The sequence below is a fragment of the Gracilibacillus timonensis genome, assembly GCF_900086715.1.
GTDB classification, from domain to species: domain Bacteria; phylum Bacillota; class Bacilli; order Bacillales; family Amphibacillaceae; genus Gracilibacillus; species Gracilibacillus timonensis.
Genome location: NZ_FLKH01000011.1, coordinates 519,419 through 537,695, shown reverse-complemented (window position 1 = coordinate 537,695; position 18,277 = coordinate 519,419). Strand labels below are relative to the sequence as shown.

Below are 18,277 nucleotides of genomic sequence, written 5' to 3'. Positions count from 1 at the left end.
CCCCTGAACAATAGCGAGACTTATCAGGAGGTTTAGAGACCGTTGTTTTCCATTACCACTTTGAGGTACCTCTCATACAGTCAGAAAACTTACGGTCTCTTAACGCTGTGACAAACTAGCCAAAGTAACACTAAAAAACGGGGAAAATCAATACGTCCATATCCATATTGAAGTGCAGGCAGTTGGGAATAAAAAATTTGCCCGGCGCATGTTTCCATATTTTTACCGCCTCTACGAAAACCATACAGAACCGATTTATGCGATCGCGCTGTTAACGGATGCCAGCGAAGCAAACTATGAAGATCAGTTTCATGATGCCTTTTATGGCACGGAAATCACGTATCGTTACAACACCTATCACTTTTACGGGAAAGACGAAGAAGCACTGAAACAATCGCCGAACCCCTTCGCATTAGTGGTGCTTGCCGGTATCTATGCCAGTAAAAAAATCAAAATAAAAGATGAACACAAAAAGAGTAAGGAACAAAAGAAGCAAGAACGCGAGGAAACCAAGTTTGATCATAAGAAGATACTGGTCGACCTAGCCTACGAAAAATATCGGCATCATCCCAAGTATCTTTCTGCCTTATTGTATTTTATTGATTACATCATGAAGCTACCAGACGAATTACAGGAACAATTTTACGAATCATTACCCATCATCCAAAACGAGAAGGAGGGCAAAAACGTTATGGGAATGGAAAAATTAAGAGACACCCCGACGTTTGGCCGACTGATTAGAGAGATTGAAGAAGCAGCTACAGAACAAGGATTGGAACAAGGGATGAAGCAAGGGATGGAAAAAACAGAACGTAATGTTGCAAAAAAGCTGTTAGACCGGGGTTATTCTGATAAAGAAATATCAGAACTAACCGGCCTTGAGCTTAAAGAAGTAACGAAGCTGCGAAAATCGCTGGAACATTGATGTATAAGGACTGTTGCACAATTAATGAGCTAATTGTGCAACTACGCTGATGATATCATTATTGGTTTGTGATCTATATCTTGCAGAAGGCGTACTGGTCATTCGTTAGAAAAAGGTTAAACTACTCACAAGCATTAAAAAAAGACAATTGGACCAATTCTTTTATGATGATCAATTAAATCAAATCACTGGTTAGCTAGTTATTTTCTCTATCTTCTCTCTCGAATAATTTCTAATAATTTTTCTGGAACTAACTGTAGATTACCACTTTGAAATTCACTTATAGGCTTCCATAATAACTTAAATGTAGTTCCGTCATCTTCTTCACCATTAAAGCAACTGGTTATATATAATGAAGAGTCATTAAATATTGCATCGTATACCATTACTATTTCATGCCCTATCTCACCGTTGTAAGTGAAAATGTTCTCAATCGCACCCAAATATTCCATATTAGTTATGCTTGCTTTTATCTCTTCTTGAACCTCTCTTTTTAATGCTTCAGAACTTAATTCTCCATATTCAATCCCACCGCCGATTGGGCGATAATAGTATTCTTTCATTACGGTGTCGTAACCTTCAGCTACTAAAATAGAATCATTGTTACTAAATAAACAAATAACCAATGGTCTAATGACTCTTTTTTTCAATAAAATCCCTCCATTTAAATTGATGTAATCCCTTCATTCCCTCAAAACCCATACTTGACTTATGGGAATTCAATTTTCAATGAATTCATCTTTCGTTAATCCAAACAATATGCAATCCATATATTTACCATTTATATAAACTACTTGTCTCCGTATTCTTTCTTGCACACAACCAAATTTTTTCATCATCTTAGCAGAAGCTTCATTTCCTATGAGAACATAGTCATTGAATTTATTAAGTCTACGTTCCAGAAATGCATACTTCAAGAGAATTCTCATTGCTCTTGTACCATAACCCATATTGATAGTACTTATTAATCACAATTCCAATACTGAAGGTACCATTTCTTTCATCAATACTATTTAAATTGATACCCCCCGACACTTATTCCTTTTAAATTTTCAATAATAAACATGATTCTTCCATTTATCTGAGAAGAATTAGCATTTCCCACTGCAGAATCTTTGGAATTTGTCATTGTAGGTGGTAATTCAGTAGAGCACTCCAACAGTCTACGTAAAGAAGTATCAAATTTACTAATATAATCCGTTTCCCCATCTTCACGTTCTATGGCTCACAATCTAATTTTATCATCTTGCCAAAAATAGTTACTGTAATCTATTTTATCCAAGACTCTTTCATAAAGTAAGAACTAAGATAAGAAATGATCGTTTGAATATAGATGTATCTTCAAATTTTAAACATATTCTTTTCGTGCAGACAAAAATAATCAACGAATAAACTTGCTTTTTAATGATTTCTCTTTTTGGCCTCTGCTTCTAATTCCAATAATTTGATAATACCTAATCCTGCAATAGCCGTTAAGAGAAGATCTACAAATCCAGTCGCAACAGAAAGATATCCAGCAAAGTAGAGAATCGTTAGACTTATAATCGCAACAGATACAAAATAGATACAAAAAAATAGGAATTTATCGTTCATTATTGGGCCTCCCATTTGACAGTGACTTATATGGCGAACCTGATAGCCAACTGTTCTTTGTAAAATAAAAAATATCCCTTTCGCTAATGATAGACAAAGGGATAGATTAGTGCAACTTTTTTCGCCAATGATACAGCTATGACGTAACCATTTTGAAATATCCCCCGTTCACACGGATTCCCCGTCCCCTTATTTTTTCATATATCTTAAAGACAACAGGTTGTTAATACCATTCTTCTTCGCCATCTTGTCCGAAAAAGGCTTTCTTTTATATTCTTCAAAGCCTAACTTCTTATATAATTTCATCGCAGGAACATTGGTATCAGCCACTTCTTCAATGACATAATCATGATAGGATGTGTTCTCCAAGATATACTGAATCATTTGAGAAGCTGCCCCTTGCCCTCTGAATTCGGAAGCTGTGCCAACAAATTCAATGGAACCGGTGTTATCGGGAAAGCTCTCATCAAGGGTTTCAAATTCTTTTTTCAAAAAGAGTCCCGCCATGCTTCCTTTGAAAAATCCTAAGTGTTTTCGCAACTCTTTTTTGTTTAATCTGACGGATAATGTTTTTCCATCCGTGCATGCTGTCATACCAGCAACTTTGTCATTTGCTATCACTAGATAAAATTGCTCTAAAATAAACATATGGGCAAAAGCTTGTGCGATTTTATGTTGATCCTTGGAAAAATAGCCCAACCATTGTGAAAATTCTTCCGCAAAAATAATTGACATCTGCATGCGTACATCCATATCTACTTGATCTGCTTTTACCACAGTAAACGTCCGCTTCCCTGATTGCATTTGGCTCACTCCTCACGATTTTTTCGGAAAAAGGGTATAACTAAAGCTTACCACAAAATCGATTACCAGAATGAAAGACCAAAGAAATAATATCTGCACTAATGCCTCGGTCTGTGAATAATGGTTCATATAAAGTATCATACTTCCTAATATTCCTCCGCCAATGAACCAGGACAGTAAATGACGATACCACTTTTTCCGTTCTTTTCTTGCACGTGCTTTTCCGTATTTGATTTTGACTGACTTCTCGCCATCTCCGAATCGATAACGGAAATGCCCATCTGCCTATTGAATCATTTGATGTCCAAAAACAATACTTACTGCTATATAAATGGAAAGTGATTGTGGAAGAGGGAATAGAACAAGCAAGCGTTAGGAAAATCGCTCAAGTTGCTGGATTCTCAGTTGGTGCGGTAAGGCACTATTTTGCCTCACAGTCCGAATTGCTGCACTTTTCGATGGAGCTTGTATCCGATCGGGTCATGCAACGAGCCATGACAAGGAAAATGAAAGAAAATCAGGAGCCACTAGAATTTGTGACAGAAGGGGTCTGTGAAGTGCTCCCCATCGATGACGAGCGAAAAATAGAAATGGAGGTATGGTTAGCTTTTTCTGCCAAAGTGCTTGTCGATCAAACGCTTCGGGAGCTGAGCAATAAGGTCTATCTTGATATGCACGATGGTTTGAAAAATGTGGTTATGGCATTGCAGTTATTAGACATGGCTAAAGATGAACTTGATCTGGATATGGAAGTAAACAGACTCCATGCCATCGTGGATGGAATGGCTATGCACTACTTATTAAATCCAGAACAATTTTCACATGAAAGCATGATGCAGACGTTAAACTATCATTTTCGTTCTCTTTGTAAATGAACAGGCTATAAAAAGGGGACGGAAATTATCCCCATCCCCTGTCGAGGTTAAAACGGCGTAGAATCGAAGCGCATTAGCGTCTTACTCCCTATTTTATCGTACTATGCTTTCTCCTGCCAGATCCATAAAAATACATACTCAATGGCCACCAGATCATGGCGAATATCGGATAAATCTCCCAGATGACATGTGGCGAGGAGACCACTCTAACCATCACAAAAAAGATGGCAGTTACTAAGGTAGCAAGGACAGACAAGCCAAAATATTTCTTTGCTTTTATACAATAAACAAGCATTGGCCACCACAATACGACATAGGTTGGATAGATCGCCCACGGGTAACCTGGTGACAGATAATAATTCAAGCCACTGTAATACACAATAGTGAGCACTGTCCCAATCCATGCCATCGATAATTTCCAGCTGTACTTACCTAAAAATGTGAGAACTACTAACAACATAATCGGCCATAGAGCATATAAAATCCACGGATGTTCCGGGGTGTGGATATAATTAATAGCTGATAAGTACAAAAGTGTTAACAAACTAGCCACAAGCACGAAGATTTTATAGCGACCTTTGCTTAATAAATATACACTGACAAGCCATAGTAAAAGTGGAAAAGCGGGATAGATAAACCAAATATAACTAGGACTGGTTAAATAGTTGACCAAGATAAGAAATAGTATGGTCATTACACTTCCAATTGCTGCGAAAACCACATGATGCTGTTTCATATTCATTACCTCCTATTTCCATTTTAACCATTGATAAAACAGCGCTAACGGCCACCATAAAACAGCAAACGTCGGATATACAAACCAAATCGTAGACGGTGAATGATAAAAATTAATAAAAATCATCAATCCAATGATTAACAAGCTTCCCCATATCGAAAAACTTAAATTATTTTTTGCTTTGGCCTTTTTCTTGTCTTTATTTTTCGGCTTACTAATACCCAATTCACTGGTTAATTCCTCGATGTTTCCAAATTCGACAATCGCCTTATTGATAGCATCTTCTTCTTCCTTGCCTTGTTCCATTAGATCGTAGACTTTCTCCTCCAGGTTTTGAAAAATTTCTTGTTTAAGTGTATTTTTCTCTTCGCTATCTGGCACATTTTTGAACAATTCCTCTACATGATCTTTTATCTTTATCAATGTAATCCCTCCATAAACAAATCAATAATTTCCTTGGTTTCTTTCCATTCTTCAGCCGTTTCTTTTAAATATGCCTTTCCTAACGTGGTGATACGATAATACTTCCGTTTTCTTCCATGTGTAACATTGCCATAATAGGATTCAATTAAATCTTTTTTTTCTAGGCGCTGAAAAACGGCATATAAGGTTGCTTCTTTGATCTGAAATCGATTATCGGTGCGCAGGCTAATTTGTTTCGATATTTCGTAACCATATTGATCCTTTTCATAAATCAATCGCAAGATAATCGACTCCAGATGACCACGAATAATATCACTTCTAATCATCATGACCCGACCTCGCTTTTTATTAATTCTATCTGATAGAGTAATATTAGCACTTATTACTCTGTCTGTCAAAGTAATTTAAAAATTGTTTTAACCTATACATTATAAAGGTTTATTTATTAAATTACATAATTTTTTTGTTTATTAGAGTAAAATCATTGAATATTACTCTATCTAAATAAGTAATTATTTGTTGTTAGGGATAAGCTCCAAAATAGAAAATGGGGTGACATGGAGTTGAGACCGTTTTTCTGTAAATATTTCAGTCATGTAATTATCTAGGTTTGAGATAAGCATGCGAAAATGAAAGTTTTGTTCTATTTTGATCCGTTAGATTGATTCTTATGGACTCAGGAACTCGGTTTCCTCTCTTCAGTTCACGAGATTCATTCTTATGGACTGAAAAACAGGATTTCCTCTCTTCAGTCCGCAAGATCCCCTTTTTCAAGAATACCGGCGTTCTTTTTTTGATCGACCTGCTTCTATCAAACCAGCATCAAAAAAGCCACCACCTTGCTCCATAATCCATGGAGGCCATAGTGATGGCTAATCGTGTTCTATATTATACTTGCCGTTCCCTGACCACGCCCCGATAGTAATGGGCACTATCCTTCCAATAACGCTCCTGCGTCTCAAAGTCGACATAAACAATGCCGAATCGTTTATCGTAACCAAAGGCCCATTCAAAATTATCAAACAGAGACCAGAGGAAATAGGCGGAAATGTTCATTCCTTCTTCATTTAGTTCAGCGATGGCTTGTAAATGCTGTTCTATATATTCGGTTCTTTCCACATCATGGACCTGTTTATCTTCGGTCAATTGATCGGGATAGGAGGCGCCATTTTCTGTTATAATAATCGGCAAATCGGTATATTCCTCACGTAAACGTCGAATCAGATCTTGAAACTCCCTTGGTGAGATATCCCAGCCCATCCCTGTCTTCTCATAGTCAGAATAAGCAGGTGCCTGCATAAAATCATTTGCGCCGTTAAACTCAACGATTCCCCTGCTGTAATAATTAATACCAAAGAAATCACATGATGCAGCAATCACCTCTAGATCACCATCCTGAACAAAAGAAAAGTCATGCACATACTTCGAAAACAGGTTAATCATATCAAGTGGATAGCTGCCTTTGAAAATCGGATCCAAAAACCAGCGATTGCTATAGCCGTCTGCATTATTTCGAGCAATTTGGTCATTCAAACGATTACTCGCTGCATAAATCGGACTCAAATTCAAGGTTATTCCGATTGGCGTATCCGACTGAAAGGTCTCTTTCAACAGCTTCACCGTTTGTCCGTGCGACAATAAGATATGATGGGCCGCCTTTAAGGCCTCTTCCATATTGCGATGTCCTGGGGCATGAATCCCTTGGTGATACCCAAGAAAGGCTGCACACCACGGTTCATTTTGTGTAATCCAGCTATCGACTAAACCATCGAGCTCTTCAAATACCTTTCCTGCATACTCCGCAAACCATTGTATTGATTTACGAGAAACCCAGCCCCCTTGATCCTGCGCCCATTGCGGTAGATCCCAGTGATATAAGGTCACGACTGGTTTGATATCATTTGTCCTTAGCTCCTCCATTAATGCCTTATAGAACGCCATGCCCTCTTCATTATAAACACCCTCTTGCGGAAAAATCCGTGGCCAAGCAATGGAAAAGCGATAGCTCTCTACACCAAGCTGCTTAATCGTCTGAACATCTTCCTTATAGCGATGATAGTGGTCGCATGCTACCTTACCATCATCTCCTTGAAACACCTTACCAGGAATCGTCGCAAAGGTATCCCAAATCGAATCACTTCTCCCGCCTTTGTCAGCTCCACCCTCGATTTGGTAAGAGGATGTTGCCGTACCAAACGTAAATGCTGTATCAAATTTCTTCACTGTCTGTTTCCTCCTCTCGGTCAACCCTTCACTGCTCCAGCAGAAATACTATTGATGATATACTTGGATAAAAATAAGAATGCAATCATGATTGGTACGACAGAAATGGCAATTCCTAAATACATTGCCCCTAAATTCGTAGCAACCGGCGAACCTCGTAAAGCCCCCATCATTACCGGCAATGTGAAGAGTTCTGGTGTACGCAAGATGACCAATGGTGTAATATAGTTATTCCATGAGCCAATAAAGGTGAATATTCCCATTGTCGCAATGGCTGGCATTAATATCGGAATGACAATGCGATGAAACATATGCATTTCAGAAGCCCCATCGATACGCCCTGCCTCCAGTAAAGACATCGGCATCGTCGTAATTAAATACTGCCGAAAGAAAAACACGGTAAAAGGAGCAGCCACTGCCGGGATAATTAACGGCCAGTACGTATCCAACATCCCTAACGCCTCGCTTAAATCATAGAGTCCTATTAATCCTAATTGACCAGGCACCATCATCATCACAATAAAAGTGACAAAGATCACGTTTTTCCATTTAAAATGATAAACTACCAGAGCAAATGCCGTCAGCGCGGAAAAATAGGCATTCAATATGGTGACAGAAACGGAAACGATCGAACTATTTAAGAAGCCACGCCAAACATCCATATAACTGATTAATGTAGTGTAATTCTCCATAATCGCCGCTCCGGGAATTAAGGAAAAGCCTTGTAATATCTCTGAATTGGATCTGGTCGCATTAATAATCATCATGTAAAAAGGGATAAAACAGATAATCACCAGCACAATCAACGCAATATAAATAAACAATTTGGCTAATTGAATTTTTTTCATATGCACGCTACCTCCTATCTTACTTCTTTTCGGTACATGGTACGGAAGGTAATGGCCGAGAATAACACGGTAATAATAAACAGGCCGTATGCCAAAGTTGCACCGTATCCGAAGTTGTTGTATTTGAACGCTTGATTATAGAGATATAGCACCATCGTATTTAACGAGCCTTGCGGTGCTCCGCGTGTATCCGTTAATAACATCGGCAGATCAAACAACTGCAGACCACCGATAATTGAGGTAATTAACACATACAATAAAATTGGTTTTAATTGCGGCAAGGTGATATTCGTAAAGGACTTCCACCAATTTGCACCATCGATCAGCGCCGCCTCATAATAATCCCTTGATATACCTCCTATGCCAGCTAATAAAATAATAAAAGAATTTCCAAACCACATCCAGGCTCCAATCAACGCCACAGCTGACTGCGCATAGGTCGGGCTGTTCAGCCAATTAATCGGACTATCAATCATACCTAGGCTAAGTAATAGCTGGTTCAAAGCCCCATGATTCCAATCTAATAAAATATTGAATAAAATAGCTACAGAGGCAATCGTAATAATATTTGGCAGGTAAAATAATGCCCGGAATACGCCTACCCCTTTTAACTTCAAACGAATATCCGAAAATAACAAAGCTAGTCCAAGCGCAATTAACATCTGAACAATAAAGTTAAAACCCCAGATCTTAATCGTATTCAGAAAGGCCTCATAAAAATAAGTATCGGTGATCAAACGAAGATAATTGCTCAAGCCGATAAATTCTGCATTGGCTATTCCGCCCATTCCGCTGTAATTTGTTAAGCTATAATAAAAGGTAAGAAAAATCGGATAGATGTTAAATACCAAAAAAACAATGACAAACGGCGCAATGAATAGGTAAGCTTTTTTGTTTGTTTTGGACAATGCTGCTTCCTCCCCTCCTAAAATCTTCTATGGAAAGGGGACACACGAACGGATGCATCCCCCACATTTTACTCTGGAACAATGAGATCAGGATAGGCATTTTCAACTTGATTATAGAATTCTTGTAAAGCCTCTTCCTTGGTAACATTGCCCTCTACATAATTACCAACTTCGGTGCCAAATAGATCGCCTATCTGCTGGTCATACTTCGTGATCGTACTGGAATCAATCTTTTGGGCTTCTTCCAGGAAGAACTTATAATGATTCTGTCCGCCTAAATATTCTTCTGAGTAGTCCTCACCGATTTTGTTCGTGACTGGAAGATAAGACAAAACATCACCTGTTGTTTCCGTTACCCATTCGGTTAAAAACTCCTCATCATGCACTAGCATTTGGATAAACTCCCACGCCAGATCTTTATTTTCGGAGTCTTTATACATTCCAATCCACGTTCCACCTGAAAAATATGGTGTAGGGCCACTAGTAACCGCCCAATCTCCTGCTGTTTCCTCCGCCTCTGTCTTTAGTACAGAATTCAAAGCCCAAGTTGGCAGGGATACGGCAAATACCTCGGTCTGATCACTATCGTCTTCTACATCTTCCAACTCATCCCAACCAACGTTATAGCTAATCGGTCCGACAAACGATTCATACCATGCTGGAGACCAGGCAGGTGCTAATGCTGTATATTGTTTATCGCGCAACTCTTTTGCATAGTCGAAATAGGATAAACGGGCATCGGTCATTACCAACTCGTTATTTTCATTGACCCATGGCTGTGGATCTTGCCCGTTGGTAAACGGCTGAATCGAACCTTCATCTGGGAATAAACGATAATTGTGTTCTTTCATTTGCTCTCCGACATCCATTAAGCCATCCATTGTAGCAAACATTTCTCCTACCTCATCTGGATCATCGGTTCCAAGCACCTCTTCAGCAATACTGCGTCGGTAGTAAATCCCCCCTGGTGTAGTTTGCCACGAAACCGCTCTTACTTCGCCCGCATCGTTCTTACCTAAATCCCAGACATATTCCATATAATCATCTTCCCACTCGTCAACATTGTAGGGATCGGCAGAGAGGTTTGCCCAATAATCTTGTTCAATCCAATCTTTCAAGTAAACTATTTCACCCGTAAATACATCTGGCGCTCCTTTTCCACTCTCTAGTGCTGGTCGTAACGTGGTCGTATAGTTTTCTGTCGGTATAATCTGCAAATCTACCGTGACGTCATGTAACTCTTCAAATCGATCAATCGGTTCTTGTAATTCATCGGTAAAGGATGTCACAACCAAATCTGCATTACTTCCTGATGAGCAAGCCCCTAATAATACGAGAACCATTGCAACTGCTGCTAAGTACAATAATCTCTTCATTTCTTTCCCTCCTGGAAATCTTTTATCGTGATAAAGGAACCTTAGAACTTCAATCTATATAGTAAAGCGCTTTATAAAATAAATATGACTAATAATATGAAAACATTACTTAAAATAGCTGTAAATTTAAATTTTAGTCATAAAGTAAGCGCTTTTTTATACAATAAATAGAATAGAAGTCTTTTCTTTTATCTAATATAATTAGTAAAGCGCTTTACATTATGATAGAAAAAATAAGCAATACCTATTTTTTCGCATCCACTGCCTGACATGTGCCTCTTTTTACTAATTGGACGGGGATTACATGATTTTCCCGGCCTTTACTTAAGTGATTAATCTCGTCTAAGAGAACAATCGCCGCCTGTTTGCCAATGACTTCGGTATTTTGTCTAATCGTCGTTAAAGGTGGATCAATGTGCCCGGTGACGGGAATATCATCAAAACCTATCACAGAGATATCCTCTGGGACTCGCAATCCCGCCTCTCTAATCACTTTCATCGCACCAATGGCCATCAAATCCCCTGAAACATAGACAGCCGTTGGTCTATCACGTAACAGCAACAACTTCAGCATCGCCTCTCGTCCGCCTTCATAAGAATAATAGCCGCCATTTACAATATAACTATCTGGTACAACAAGTCCGCGACTCTCCATCGCAGCTTTATAAGCTTCAGTACGCTCGATTGCCGTATACATGCTTTGAGTACCAGTAATATGGGCAATTTTGCGGTGCCCCAGCTCATATAAATAATCGACCGCGAGCTTGCTACCTTGACGATTATCACTATAAACCGCCTTTGCCCCTTTTTCCGGCATATCAATAAAAACAGTCGGCATATTGAATTCCGTGAAATCCAACGCATCATCACCTAGTGATTGGATAACCACCACTCCATCCACACCACGATGTCTCAAGTGTTTATAGGTCTCCTCTTTCAAGCCCATTTTCCGAGAAATAAATAATAAGTCATAGTTGTACAACTCAATTTGCTTCTTGAAACTCTCAATTACTTCACTGAAAAAAGGATGAGCCAATCCCACTCCTAAATGCTCGGCAAACACCACTCCAATCATCCATGACTTATTGGTAGCAAGTGTCCGGGCGGAAGAATTGGGTGTATACTTGAGTTCTTCCACAGCGGCTAATACTTTGCGTTTTGCCTTCTCACTTACATTGGCAGATTCATTGAGTACTTTAGAAACGGTTGTAATAGAATAACCTGATTTTTTTGCAATATCGTATATCGTAGCCATGTCATACTCCTATCGAAAGCGCTTTACACTTTTATTTTAGACAGGGTTATTCGGTTTGTCAATAGCTTCTTTTTCTAATTGTAAATTTTTCGCAGCAGTGAATGCGTCAAACGCCCGATTGGCACAGCTTATAACGATAAGTGCCGGAATACTTATCCCGTAAAAAGGTAAAACAGCAGGAAAAATAAACAAAATGACACTGAACACACTGAGCCCTGCAAAAATGAAGATGGATGATAGTGGATATAGTCCAACCATCAATAAAGCATTTTTGATGTGGCGGCCATAAGGATATTCAACATACACATATAGTGCAAATACATAACTTGACCCTAATATAAACAAGGTAGTCAACAACAGTAAAGCCGGGAATACGACGTAATCGATAACAAAACTAGACGGTAATGCCTGAACAAATAAAAAATCCAAATAAATAAAAGCCCCTACTACATAAATAGGAATCATTAATTGGTTCAACCGCCAAAAAGATTGGCGGTACACATCATGAAAACGTCTCCAAATAGTGTAATCATCATTTCCTTTTAGCTTATCTCTCATAATAGTAAACAAACTAGCGGTTGCTGGCCCTATCCCGAGAACAAATAAACCGGCCAAGGAATACAAAATCCACAATATATTCAGATAGGCTAACTTTACCGCCCACTCAAAAAAATACTGAAATCCATTGGAATGCTGACTATTCATAAGACTCCCCCCTTTTTTCTAACAAGTGTATTAAGTGCCTTAACCGTACCACTTTGTTGAGGTTTGCGCAACTAGAAAAAGTAAAAAGGGACACACCTGTTAGAAGGCTTTTGCCTATCGCCTTTTAACCGTGTATCCCTCGTTGTCCTTTAGCTTCCTGCACCAATCAGATGGACTTATCAGCTTATACTTCGCCAGCTTTTATATTGAGTAATATCCTCCACATCAGAAAGCTCCTGTACATATGCCTCACACAAGAAGCCTAAGACTTCTCTTCCATCCGCTAATTCGACTTTGCCAAGTCCTAATGGAGCTGGAATCGAATTCGCAAAAGCGCCTAGCTGATCCACAGGCATTTTCCATACTTCCAATTCGATCGATTCTCCATTCTCACGAACTCTTATTAAGCCAGGCTTCTCTACATTTCCTGATAATCTAACCATTCGATAGACAGGAGCAGTCGTTGCTTCTTCAGAAAAAATAGCTAGGTGCTCCTTCATTTGTTTTTCAAAAGGAAAGCCTCTCATATGCAACCCACAAACAGCAACCTCCACAAATTCGGACTGTTGTTGCTGGAATAAATCAGCCGCTCCCTGGATAACGGCATCCTGCCCCGCTAATCCAAATATCGTTAAACCAAACGGGACAGTATCCGCTGCTTCACCTGCTGGGACGGCAATCGCACATAAATCCAATAGATTACAATGATTGGTGTAGAGTCCCATCTTACTATTCGTTTCGATTGGATCCTTGGCTACTTGCTCTCTTGTCCACGTCCCACCACAAGTAGGCAATACAAGAACGGCATCCTTCAATATTTTTCGCACTTCTAATTGCAGCTCTTTTAATCGATGCATTGCTTGAAACAAGGCAGCTGCTGAATAGTTTTCAGGTTTACCATTAGTCAATACTTGTTTCGTTTCTGGTAAGACTTCCTCCGTATGATTGGTGACAAAATCACCAACCGCCGCCCACCTCTCCGCAATCCAAGGACCATCGTATAAAATAGCAGCAGCTTCAAGAAACAGATCCAACTCTACATATTCCTTAGCAAACGGGAGCGCTTCCCATTGTCTGACGTTTTTCTCCCATGCCGTTTGATACTCTTCTTGATATGGACCATAAAAGGTGAACGGCTGTTTAGGTAGCACTATTTTTTTCGGTAAACCTGATGCTTTTTTAGCATAAGGCTTCGACCATGGGTCCTGTTTGTCTTCACCTTGGATGATCTCATGAATCAACTGAACATCACTAAGCTGATGGGCAAAAACGGCTACACAGTCCAAGCTGGCACATGCAGGAACTACTCCCTTGACTGGCCAGGCTCCGAGACTAGGCTTAAACCCAATCACTCCATTTAATGCAGCAGGAACTCGGCCCGAACCCGCTGTGTCTGTCCCTAAGGAAAAGACCGCCTGTCCCCGTGCTACAGAAACCGCTGAACCAGAACTAGAACCACCACTGATAAGTTCTGATTTCAGACCATTATGTGTAGCACCATAAGGGCTTCTTGTTCCTACTAATCCGGTAGCGAATTGATCTAAATTGGTTTTACCAACTGGGACGGCACCTGCATCGACCAGTCTTTGCACAACGGTCGCATGCGTTTCGGGTGTGTACGCATATCCCTGGCAACCCGCGGTTGTCGGCAAACCAGCTACATCGATATTATCCTTTACGGAAAATGGAATACCCCATAATGGAGCTGTGTCTTGATCGATGTTCTCTAAATTACTCAGATATGGCTCAATGAAGGATATGTCTGGTGCAGTAATCCAGATATTCTTATCCTTTTCTGCTTCTGCTTGTTTAATAATTGCTTCCATTACCTGCCTTGGGTGAGATTCACCTGTTTGATAGCCCTCTTGCAAGGCAGTGATCGTCCATGACTTCATCTGCTCGCTCCTCTCCTACACCTTTGTTTTCATTGCTTCTAATGCCGTGATGACTTGTTCAGAATCAGAAACACTTCCGAATACCCCACCTTGCATTTTCACCATATTCAAGGCTGCCTTATGATTATTTTCATCGGTTGCACCAGTGCAGTCCTCTAAAATTAAACATTCGTATCCACGATCATTCGCCTCACGCATCGTTGTACTCACACAAACATCTGTTGTAATACCTGCTAAAATCAAATTAGTAATTCCTTTATTTCGCAAAATAAGATCTAAATTAGTAGCGTAAAAGCTACCCTTACCCGGTTTGTCAATAATAATCTCACCTTGTTGCGGCTTTAATTCTTCGATAATATCCCAGCCAGGCTCTCCTTGTACTAATATTCTGCTGCCAGATGGACCTGCCATTCCAATCTCAGCTCCGATTTGCTTACTTCGCCAACGCTTATTCTCTGGAAGATCAGCTAAATCCGGCGTGTGCCCTTCTCTTGTATGAATTACATGAAACCCTTCGATACCTCGCACATATTCCAATAAGTGTTTGATAGGCTGAATCGTTCGAGCCGTTAATGAAATATCATACCCCATTTGCGCTACATAGCCACCTTCCCCACAAAAATCTGTCTGCATATCAATGATTACCAATGCGGTTTTCTTCGGATCCAAATCTCCATTATATGGCCATTGATATGGGTTTGCTTCTACTCTCATGACTGTTCTCCTCTCTTGTTTATTATTTTTTAGGCTGCTTCGTTCATCTCGCCAATTTTTTTATGATTTTTAAAAAGGACACTGACCACCAAATAAGATGCTGCGGCAAACACAATGCCGACTACCGCTGTTGATAGACTAGTAAACTGATAGTGTGCAATCAATGCCGTTAATGAACCTACTCCCCAAGCAATAAATGGCGTATATCGTAATGATTCGACTTGCTGACTCATTTGACGGCGAATGATAAGCTGATCCACGATAAGAATCGCACCAATTGGCGGTACAATCACACCTAATAATTCGAGCCAATTGATAAAGTAATTGTAAGCACCTGCTACAGCAAGAACAATACCAACCAGCCCTAAAATAAGCGTCAATGTTCTCATCTTTTTGCCTGTAATAAAGGACCATCCTACAGCACCATTATATAGACAATGCATACATACAGATCCTAGGTTTGCAAATAGAAAGATAACTGCCAGCAAGGTGAGCAGTCCACCTTTATTAGCCACAATCCCAAAGACATCTCCTGAGCTTCCGGCTACTGATGCAGCGATAATCCCGCCGATTGCCATTGCAATCATATTTCCAATTGGAAAAGCAGATAAGGTCGCAAGCACGGCATGCTTTCTGTTTTTCGCCCAACGCGTAAAGTCAGCCGTCATCGTTCCTGAATCGACAAACAAGGCAAAAACCATCGTGACGGCAACTCCCATTGGAATGACTACTTCTGTTGTACCCTGGTAAGACCAGATATTACTTCCCGACTGCCATACATCCACCACAGAGTATATACCCATCAGTAAAAACAACGGTACGGAAATAGAACCTACAATGGTAAGGGCCTTGATCCCAATCAAAGTGGCTGCAAGGAACAGGACACCAGCAATCAACGTAACTACAAAAAGATTCACATCATATGCCGCTGCCATACTTTCTCCCGTTAAACTAGTCTGTACGGCAAACCAGCCGATCACAAGTGTAGACAGCAACCCTGTTGCGATCATATAACCTTTTCTTCCAAACGTCCGGGAAGCTAACATCCCAAAATTCATACCATATTTTGCTCCTAAAATACTTAATAACCCGACATAACCGAACAATAATAGATTTCCTAATAATACAGCTAACATTCCTTGCACAAAGCCCATCGAATGAACGAGTGTAGCTCCCGTAACGGCAGAAGTGATGATCATTGGGAAACCTGCCCATACCATCGTGACGGAAAACAATGATTTTCGTTTATTCTTTGGTACCGGGGTTGTTTCATATTCTTCTTGCATTAAATCTGATTTTGTATGTTCTGAACTCATTTTTGTCCTCCTTTATTGGTTGAACTGTAGAAAAATATCCTTACAGGTCTTTGCCAAATGTTCTTCTATTAATGCGACTAACGCTGCTTCCTCTTTATTTTTCCATAAATGAATCATTTGATAGTGATCTTCTTGTGCCTTTTCCAGAGAGTATTCTCGAGTCGTCAAGGCGTATAAGTGCATATATGGCTCTACGCGCTGCCATATTTGACGTAATGTATCATGTAAAGGCTGCGAATCGGCGTAACCATATAGTGTTAAATGGAATAATTTATTCAGTCGTTCCCAAGCTGTCTCATCTGCTAAACAGTCATCCATTTGCTCCAGAATGATCTCCAATTTATTGATTCGTTCCTTGGTTACATGGCCAATTGACCAGCGGATAGCCGTACCTTCTAACTGTTTTCTAATTTCAAATATTTCTGCGACCTCTTGTGCGGATAGTCGAGCAACGGAAACGCTCCGCCTTTGATAGATAATAAAGCCTTCTACTTCCAGTTTTCTTAGCGATTCCCTGACTGGCATGGTGCTTACTCCCATGGATTGTGCCAAATCTCTTACCGTTACACGTTGCCCAGGTGCCAAAACACCTGTAATGATTCGTTCTTTTAACTGCTTATACACTTCTTCACTGACTGTAGATACTTGTATCGTTTGATTGTCCATATACATAACCCCTCATAACTCCATTGATTTGTGATCACAAATCTGACGATGTATCTTATCTTAATCGTTAAAAGAGGCAGTTGCTAGGATGATGTTAGATTATGTGACATGGTTTTTCTGAATATCGGTTTATTGCCTCCGTTCAAATGAGCAATAAAAAACAGCACTATATTTGCTAGTGCTGTTCGCATTGATATTTATCCCAAAATATCGCTCCATGAAAAAAAGCCTCCAATTTGGCCGCAGTGTTCGTGTCTTTATGCCTAATTGGAAGCTTTTTATTATTGTTGATCGTTTGTTGGTTCTTTATCTGTTGATTCTTCCTCTTCATTTGGTTCTTGTGGTTCTTTAGGGTTTTCAGGGTCTTTTGGTTCTTCCGGATTTTCAGGGTCTTTTGGTGATTCAACAGGTTCATCCGGCTCTGTTTCCGGATCACTTGGCTGAGAATTTTCTTCATTAGCATCTGTTTCCTCACCATCGCCTGTTGCCTCATCACCTTCGGGTTCCTCTGACGAAGCTGGCTCTTCATCCGAAGGTTCTTCTGACGATGGAGTGGATGGCTGCTTTCCACTGGATCCCTCAGGTATCGTGGAACTTGGCGAAGAACTGGTAGTGGTTTCTCGTTCGGGCGACGGCTGCCATCCTTGTCCGCCTGTCGATTCCTGCACTTGCTCTGTTTCTTCCTCATACACCGGTTCCGTCTCTGTCAAAACAGGTTCTTCTTCGATCTCTTCCTCGATCGGCTCTGTTTCCTCCTCTTCTTCCTCCAGTTCCAAATCATCTGCAAACCAATCCTGATTTACGTTTGCCACCATATCCAAGTGGCTGACTACCGTCCGAGATTGGTGTAAGTCAGCGTTAAGTAAACGAATAGAGGTATTATTAAAAATAGTATTGCCATCTAAGTAACTTTTACCGATCCACGCCCCACCAACCAGAACGGTTAAACCAAAGGCGATGGTGATATAGATCGCTTTCGAATCACGATTTCGTCTCAAACCTTTCTCCTCCTCAC

21 protein-coding genes are annotated in these 18,277 nt (G+C 40.1%); 2 read left to right on the top strand and 19 right to left on the bottom strand.

All coding sequences use genetic code 11. From position 1 onward, the window contains the following. Positions 1-208: 208 nt before the first annotated feature. Complete coding sequence (locus BN6556_RS09910) at positions 209-925, top strand: RpnC/YadD family protein (protein ID WP_148436723.1); 717 nt, start codon at positions 209-211, stop codon at positions 923-925. Between the two features lie 209 nt (positions 926-1,134). Here the strand turns inward: BN6556_RS09910 and BN6556_RS09905 are convergent, their stop codons facing one another. The 5 genes from BN6556_RS09905 to BN6556_RS22815 all read right to left on the bottom strand — a co-directional run bounded on the left by BN6556_RS09905 (position 1,135) and on the right by BN6556_RS22815 (position 3,556). Further along, entirely contained in the window at positions 1,135-1,575 is a 441-nt protein-coding gene (locus BN6556_RS09905; protein WP_066190451.1) for an NUDIX hydrolase, read from the bottom strand. A 69-nt stretch (positions 1,576-1,644) separates the two neighbouring features. Next, a complete protein-coding gene (locus BN6556_RS22485; protein WP_235817501.1) occupies positions 1,645-1,854 on the bottom strand; it encodes a GNAT family N-acetyltransferase in 210 nt (69 codons plus the stop codon). A gap of 472 nt (positions 1,855-2,326) precedes the next feature. Next, complete coding sequence (locus tag BN6556_RS09895) at positions 2,327-2,518, bottom strand: hypothetical protein (RefSeq protein ID WP_066190449.1); 192 nt, start codon at positions 2,516-2,518, stop codon at positions 2,327-2,329. Between the two features lie 189 nt (positions 2,519-2,707). After that, on the bottom strand, positions 2,708-3,322 hold the full coding sequence (locus tag BN6556_RS09890) for a GNAT family N-acetyltransferase (protein ID WP_066190446.1): 615 nt from the start codon (positions 3,320-3,322) through the stop codon (positions 2,708-2,710). A gap of 12 nt (positions 3,323-3,334) precedes the next feature. After that, positions 3,335-3,556 carry a 2TM domain-containing protein gene (locus BN6556_RS22815; RefSeq protein ID WP_148436756.1) on the bottom strand — a complete coding sequence of 74 codons (222 nt, stop codon included), beginning with the start codon at positions 3,554-3,556 and terminating at the stop codon, positions 3,335-3,337. A gap of 110 nt (positions 3,557-3,666) precedes the next feature. Here BN6556_RS22815 and BN6556_RS09885 point away from each other — a divergent pair, with 110 nt between their 5' ends. After that, positions 3,667-4,197, top strand: a complete 531-nt coding sequence (locus tag BN6556_RS09885) for a TetR/AcrR family transcriptional regulator (protein ID WP_148436721.1) — start codon at positions 3,667-3,669, stop codon at positions 4,195-4,197. 88 nt (positions 4,198-4,285) lie between these two features. On the opposite strand, the gene BN6556_RS09880 is transcribed toward BN6556_RS09885, so the two are convergent. The 14 genes from BN6556_RS09880 to BN6556_RS09815 all read right to left on the bottom strand — a co-directional run bounded on the left by BN6556_RS09880 (position 4,286) and on the right by BN6556_RS09815 (position 18,260). After that, positions 4,286-4,933 carry a hypothetical protein gene (locus BN6556_RS09880; protein ID WP_066190441.1) on the bottom strand — a complete coding sequence of 216 codons (648 nt, stop codon included), beginning with the start codon at positions 4,931-4,933 and terminating at the stop codon, positions 4,286-4,288. 12 nt (positions 4,934-4,945) lie between these two features. Next, positions 4,946-5,356 carry a permease prefix domain 1-containing protein gene (locus BN6556_RS09875; protein WP_066190438.1) on the bottom strand — a complete coding sequence of 137 codons (411 nt, stop codon included), beginning with the start codon at positions 5,354-5,356 and terminating at the stop codon, positions 4,946-4,948. Then, the gene (locus tag BN6556_RS09870) at positions 5,353-5,682 is read right to left on the bottom strand and encodes a PadR family transcriptional regulator (RefSeq protein WP_066191294.1); all 330 of its coding nucleotides are present in this window, start codon (positions 5,680-5,682) and stop codon (positions 5,353-5,355) included. Before BN6556_RS09870 ends, BN6556_RS09875 begins: the two co-directional genes overlap by 4 nt. Before the next feature lie 562 nt (positions 5,683-6,244). Further along, on the bottom strand, positions 6,245-7,579 hold the full coding sequence (locus tag BN6556_RS09865) for a GH1 family beta-glucosidase (RefSeq protein WP_066190435.1): 1,335 nt from the start codon (positions 7,577-7,579) through the stop codon (positions 6,245-6,247). Positions 7,580-7,599: 20 nt separating this feature from the next. Continuing rightward, on the bottom strand, positions 7,600-8,427 hold the full coding sequence (locus BN6556_RS09860; RefSeq protein WP_066190432.1) for a carbohydrate ABC transporter permease: 828 nt from the start codon (positions 8,425-8,427) through the stop codon (positions 7,600-7,602). Between the two features lie 14 nt (positions 8,428-8,441). After that, entirely contained in the window at positions 8,442-9,335 is an 894-nt protein-coding gene (locus BN6556_RS09855) for a carbohydrate ABC transporter permease (RefSeq protein ID WP_066190428.1), read from the bottom strand. 68 nt (positions 9,336-9,403) lie between these two features. Beyond that, positions 9,404-10,711, bottom strand: coding sequence for an ABC transporter substrate-binding protein (locus tag BN6556_RS09850; protein ID WP_066190426.1), 1,308 nt, complete (start codon positions 10,709-10,711; stop codon positions 9,404-9,406). A 244-nt stretch (positions 10,712-10,955) separates the two neighbouring features. After that, complete coding sequence (locus BN6556_RS09845; RefSeq protein WP_066190424.1) at positions 10,956-11,966, bottom strand: LacI family DNA-binding transcriptional regulator; 1,011 nt, start codon at positions 11,964-11,966, stop codon at positions 10,956-10,958. A 36-nt stretch (positions 11,967-12,002) separates the two neighbouring features. Then, positions 12,003-12,671: a YesL family protein gene (locus tag BN6556_RS09840; protein ID WP_066190421.1), complete on the bottom strand. Its 669-nt coding sequence runs from the start codon at positions 12,669-12,671 to the stop codon at positions 12,003-12,005. A gap of 179 nt (positions 12,672-12,850) precedes the next feature. Further along, positions 12,851-14,566, bottom strand: a complete 1,716-nt coding sequence (atzF, locus tag BN6556_RS09835; protein WP_066190418.1) for an allophanate hydrolase — start codon at positions 14,564-14,566, stop codon at positions 12,851-12,853. 15 nt (positions 14,567-14,581) lie between these two features. After that, complete coding sequence (biuH, locus tag BN6556_RS09830) at positions 14,582-15,280, bottom strand: biuret amidohydrolase (RefSeq protein ID WP_066190416.1); 699 nt, start codon at positions 15,278-15,280, stop codon at positions 14,582-14,584. Between the two features lie 29 nt (positions 15,281-15,309). Beyond that, positions 15,310-16,596 carry a cytosine permease gene (locus BN6556_RS09825; protein ID WP_066190411.1) on the bottom strand — a complete coding sequence of 429 codons (1,287 nt, stop codon included), beginning with the start codon at positions 16,594-16,596 and terminating at the stop codon, positions 15,310-15,312. Between the two features lie 12 nt (positions 16,597-16,608). Beyond that, positions 16,609-17,262: a GntR family transcriptional regulator gene (locus tag BN6556_RS09820; RefSeq protein ID WP_066190409.1), complete on the bottom strand. Its 654-nt coding sequence runs from the start codon at positions 17,260-17,262 to the stop codon at positions 16,609-16,611. Positions 17,263-17,543: 281 nt separating this feature from the next. Then, positions 17,544-18,260 carry a hypothetical protein gene (locus BN6556_RS09815; protein WP_066190408.1) on the bottom strand — a complete coding sequence of 239 codons (717 nt, stop codon included), beginning with the start codon at positions 18,258-18,260 and terminating at the stop codon, positions 17,544-17,546. Positions 18,261-18,277 lie beyond the last annotated feature (17 nt).

Excerpts from the sequence above, each read along its gene's own strand:
- BN6556_RS09880 (WP_066190441.1), bottom strand. The coding sequence starts at position 4,933 with ATGAAACAGCATCATGTGGTTTTCGCAGCAATTGGAAGTGTAATGACC.
- BN6556_RS09840 (WP_066190421.1), bottom strand. The coding sequence starts at position 12,671 with ATGAATAGTCAGCATTCCAATGGATTTCAGTATTTTTTTGAGTGGGCG.
- BN6556_RS09910 (WP_148436723.1), top strand. The coding sequence starts at position 209 with ATGTTTCCATATTTTTACCGCCTCTACGAAAACCATACAGAACCGATT.
- atzF (WP_066190418.1), bottom strand. The coding sequence starts at position 14,566 with ATGAAGTCATGGACGATCACTGCCTTGCAAGAGGGCTATCAAACAGGT.
- biuH (WP_066190416.1), bottom strand. The coding sequence starts at position 15,280 with ATGAGAGTAGAAGCAAACCCATATCAATGGCCATATAATGGAGATTTG.
- BN6556_RS09825 (WP_066190411.1), bottom strand. The coding sequence starts at position 16,596 with ATGAGTTCAGAACATACAAAATCAGATTTAATGCAAGAAGAATATGAA.
- BN6556_RS09850 (WP_066190426.1), bottom strand. The coding sequence starts at position 10,711 with ATGAAGAGATTATTGTACTTAGCAGCAGTTGCAATGGTTCTCGTATTA.
- BN6556_RS09820 (WP_066190409.1), bottom strand. The coding sequence starts at position 17,262 with ATGGACAATCAAACGATACAAGTATCTACAGTCAGTGAAGAAGTGTAT.
- BN6556_RS09845 (WP_066190424.1), bottom strand. The coding sequence starts at position 11,966 with ATGGCTACGATATACGATATTGCAAAAAAATCAGGTTATTCTATTACA.
- BN6556_RS09870 (WP_066191294.1), bottom strand. The coding sequence starts at position 5,682 with ATGATTAGAAGTGATATTATTCGTGGTCATCTGGAGTCGATTATCTTG.
- BN6556_RS22485 (WP_235817501.1), bottom strand. The coding sequence starts at position 1,854 with ATGAGAATTCTCTTGAAGTATGCATTTCTGGAACGTAGACTTAATAAA.
- BN6556_RS09860 (WP_066190432.1), bottom strand. The coding sequence starts at position 8,427 with ATGAAAAAAATTCAATTAGCCAAATTGTTTATTTATATTGCGTTGATT.
- BN6556_RS09895 (WP_066190449.1), bottom strand. The coding sequence starts at position 2,518 with ATGAACGATAAATTCCTATTTTTTTGTATCTATTTTGTATCTGTTGCG.
- BN6556_RS09890 (WP_066190446.1), bottom strand. The coding sequence starts at position 3,322 with ATGCAATCAGGGAAGCGGACGTTTACTGTGGTAAAAGCAGATCAAGTA.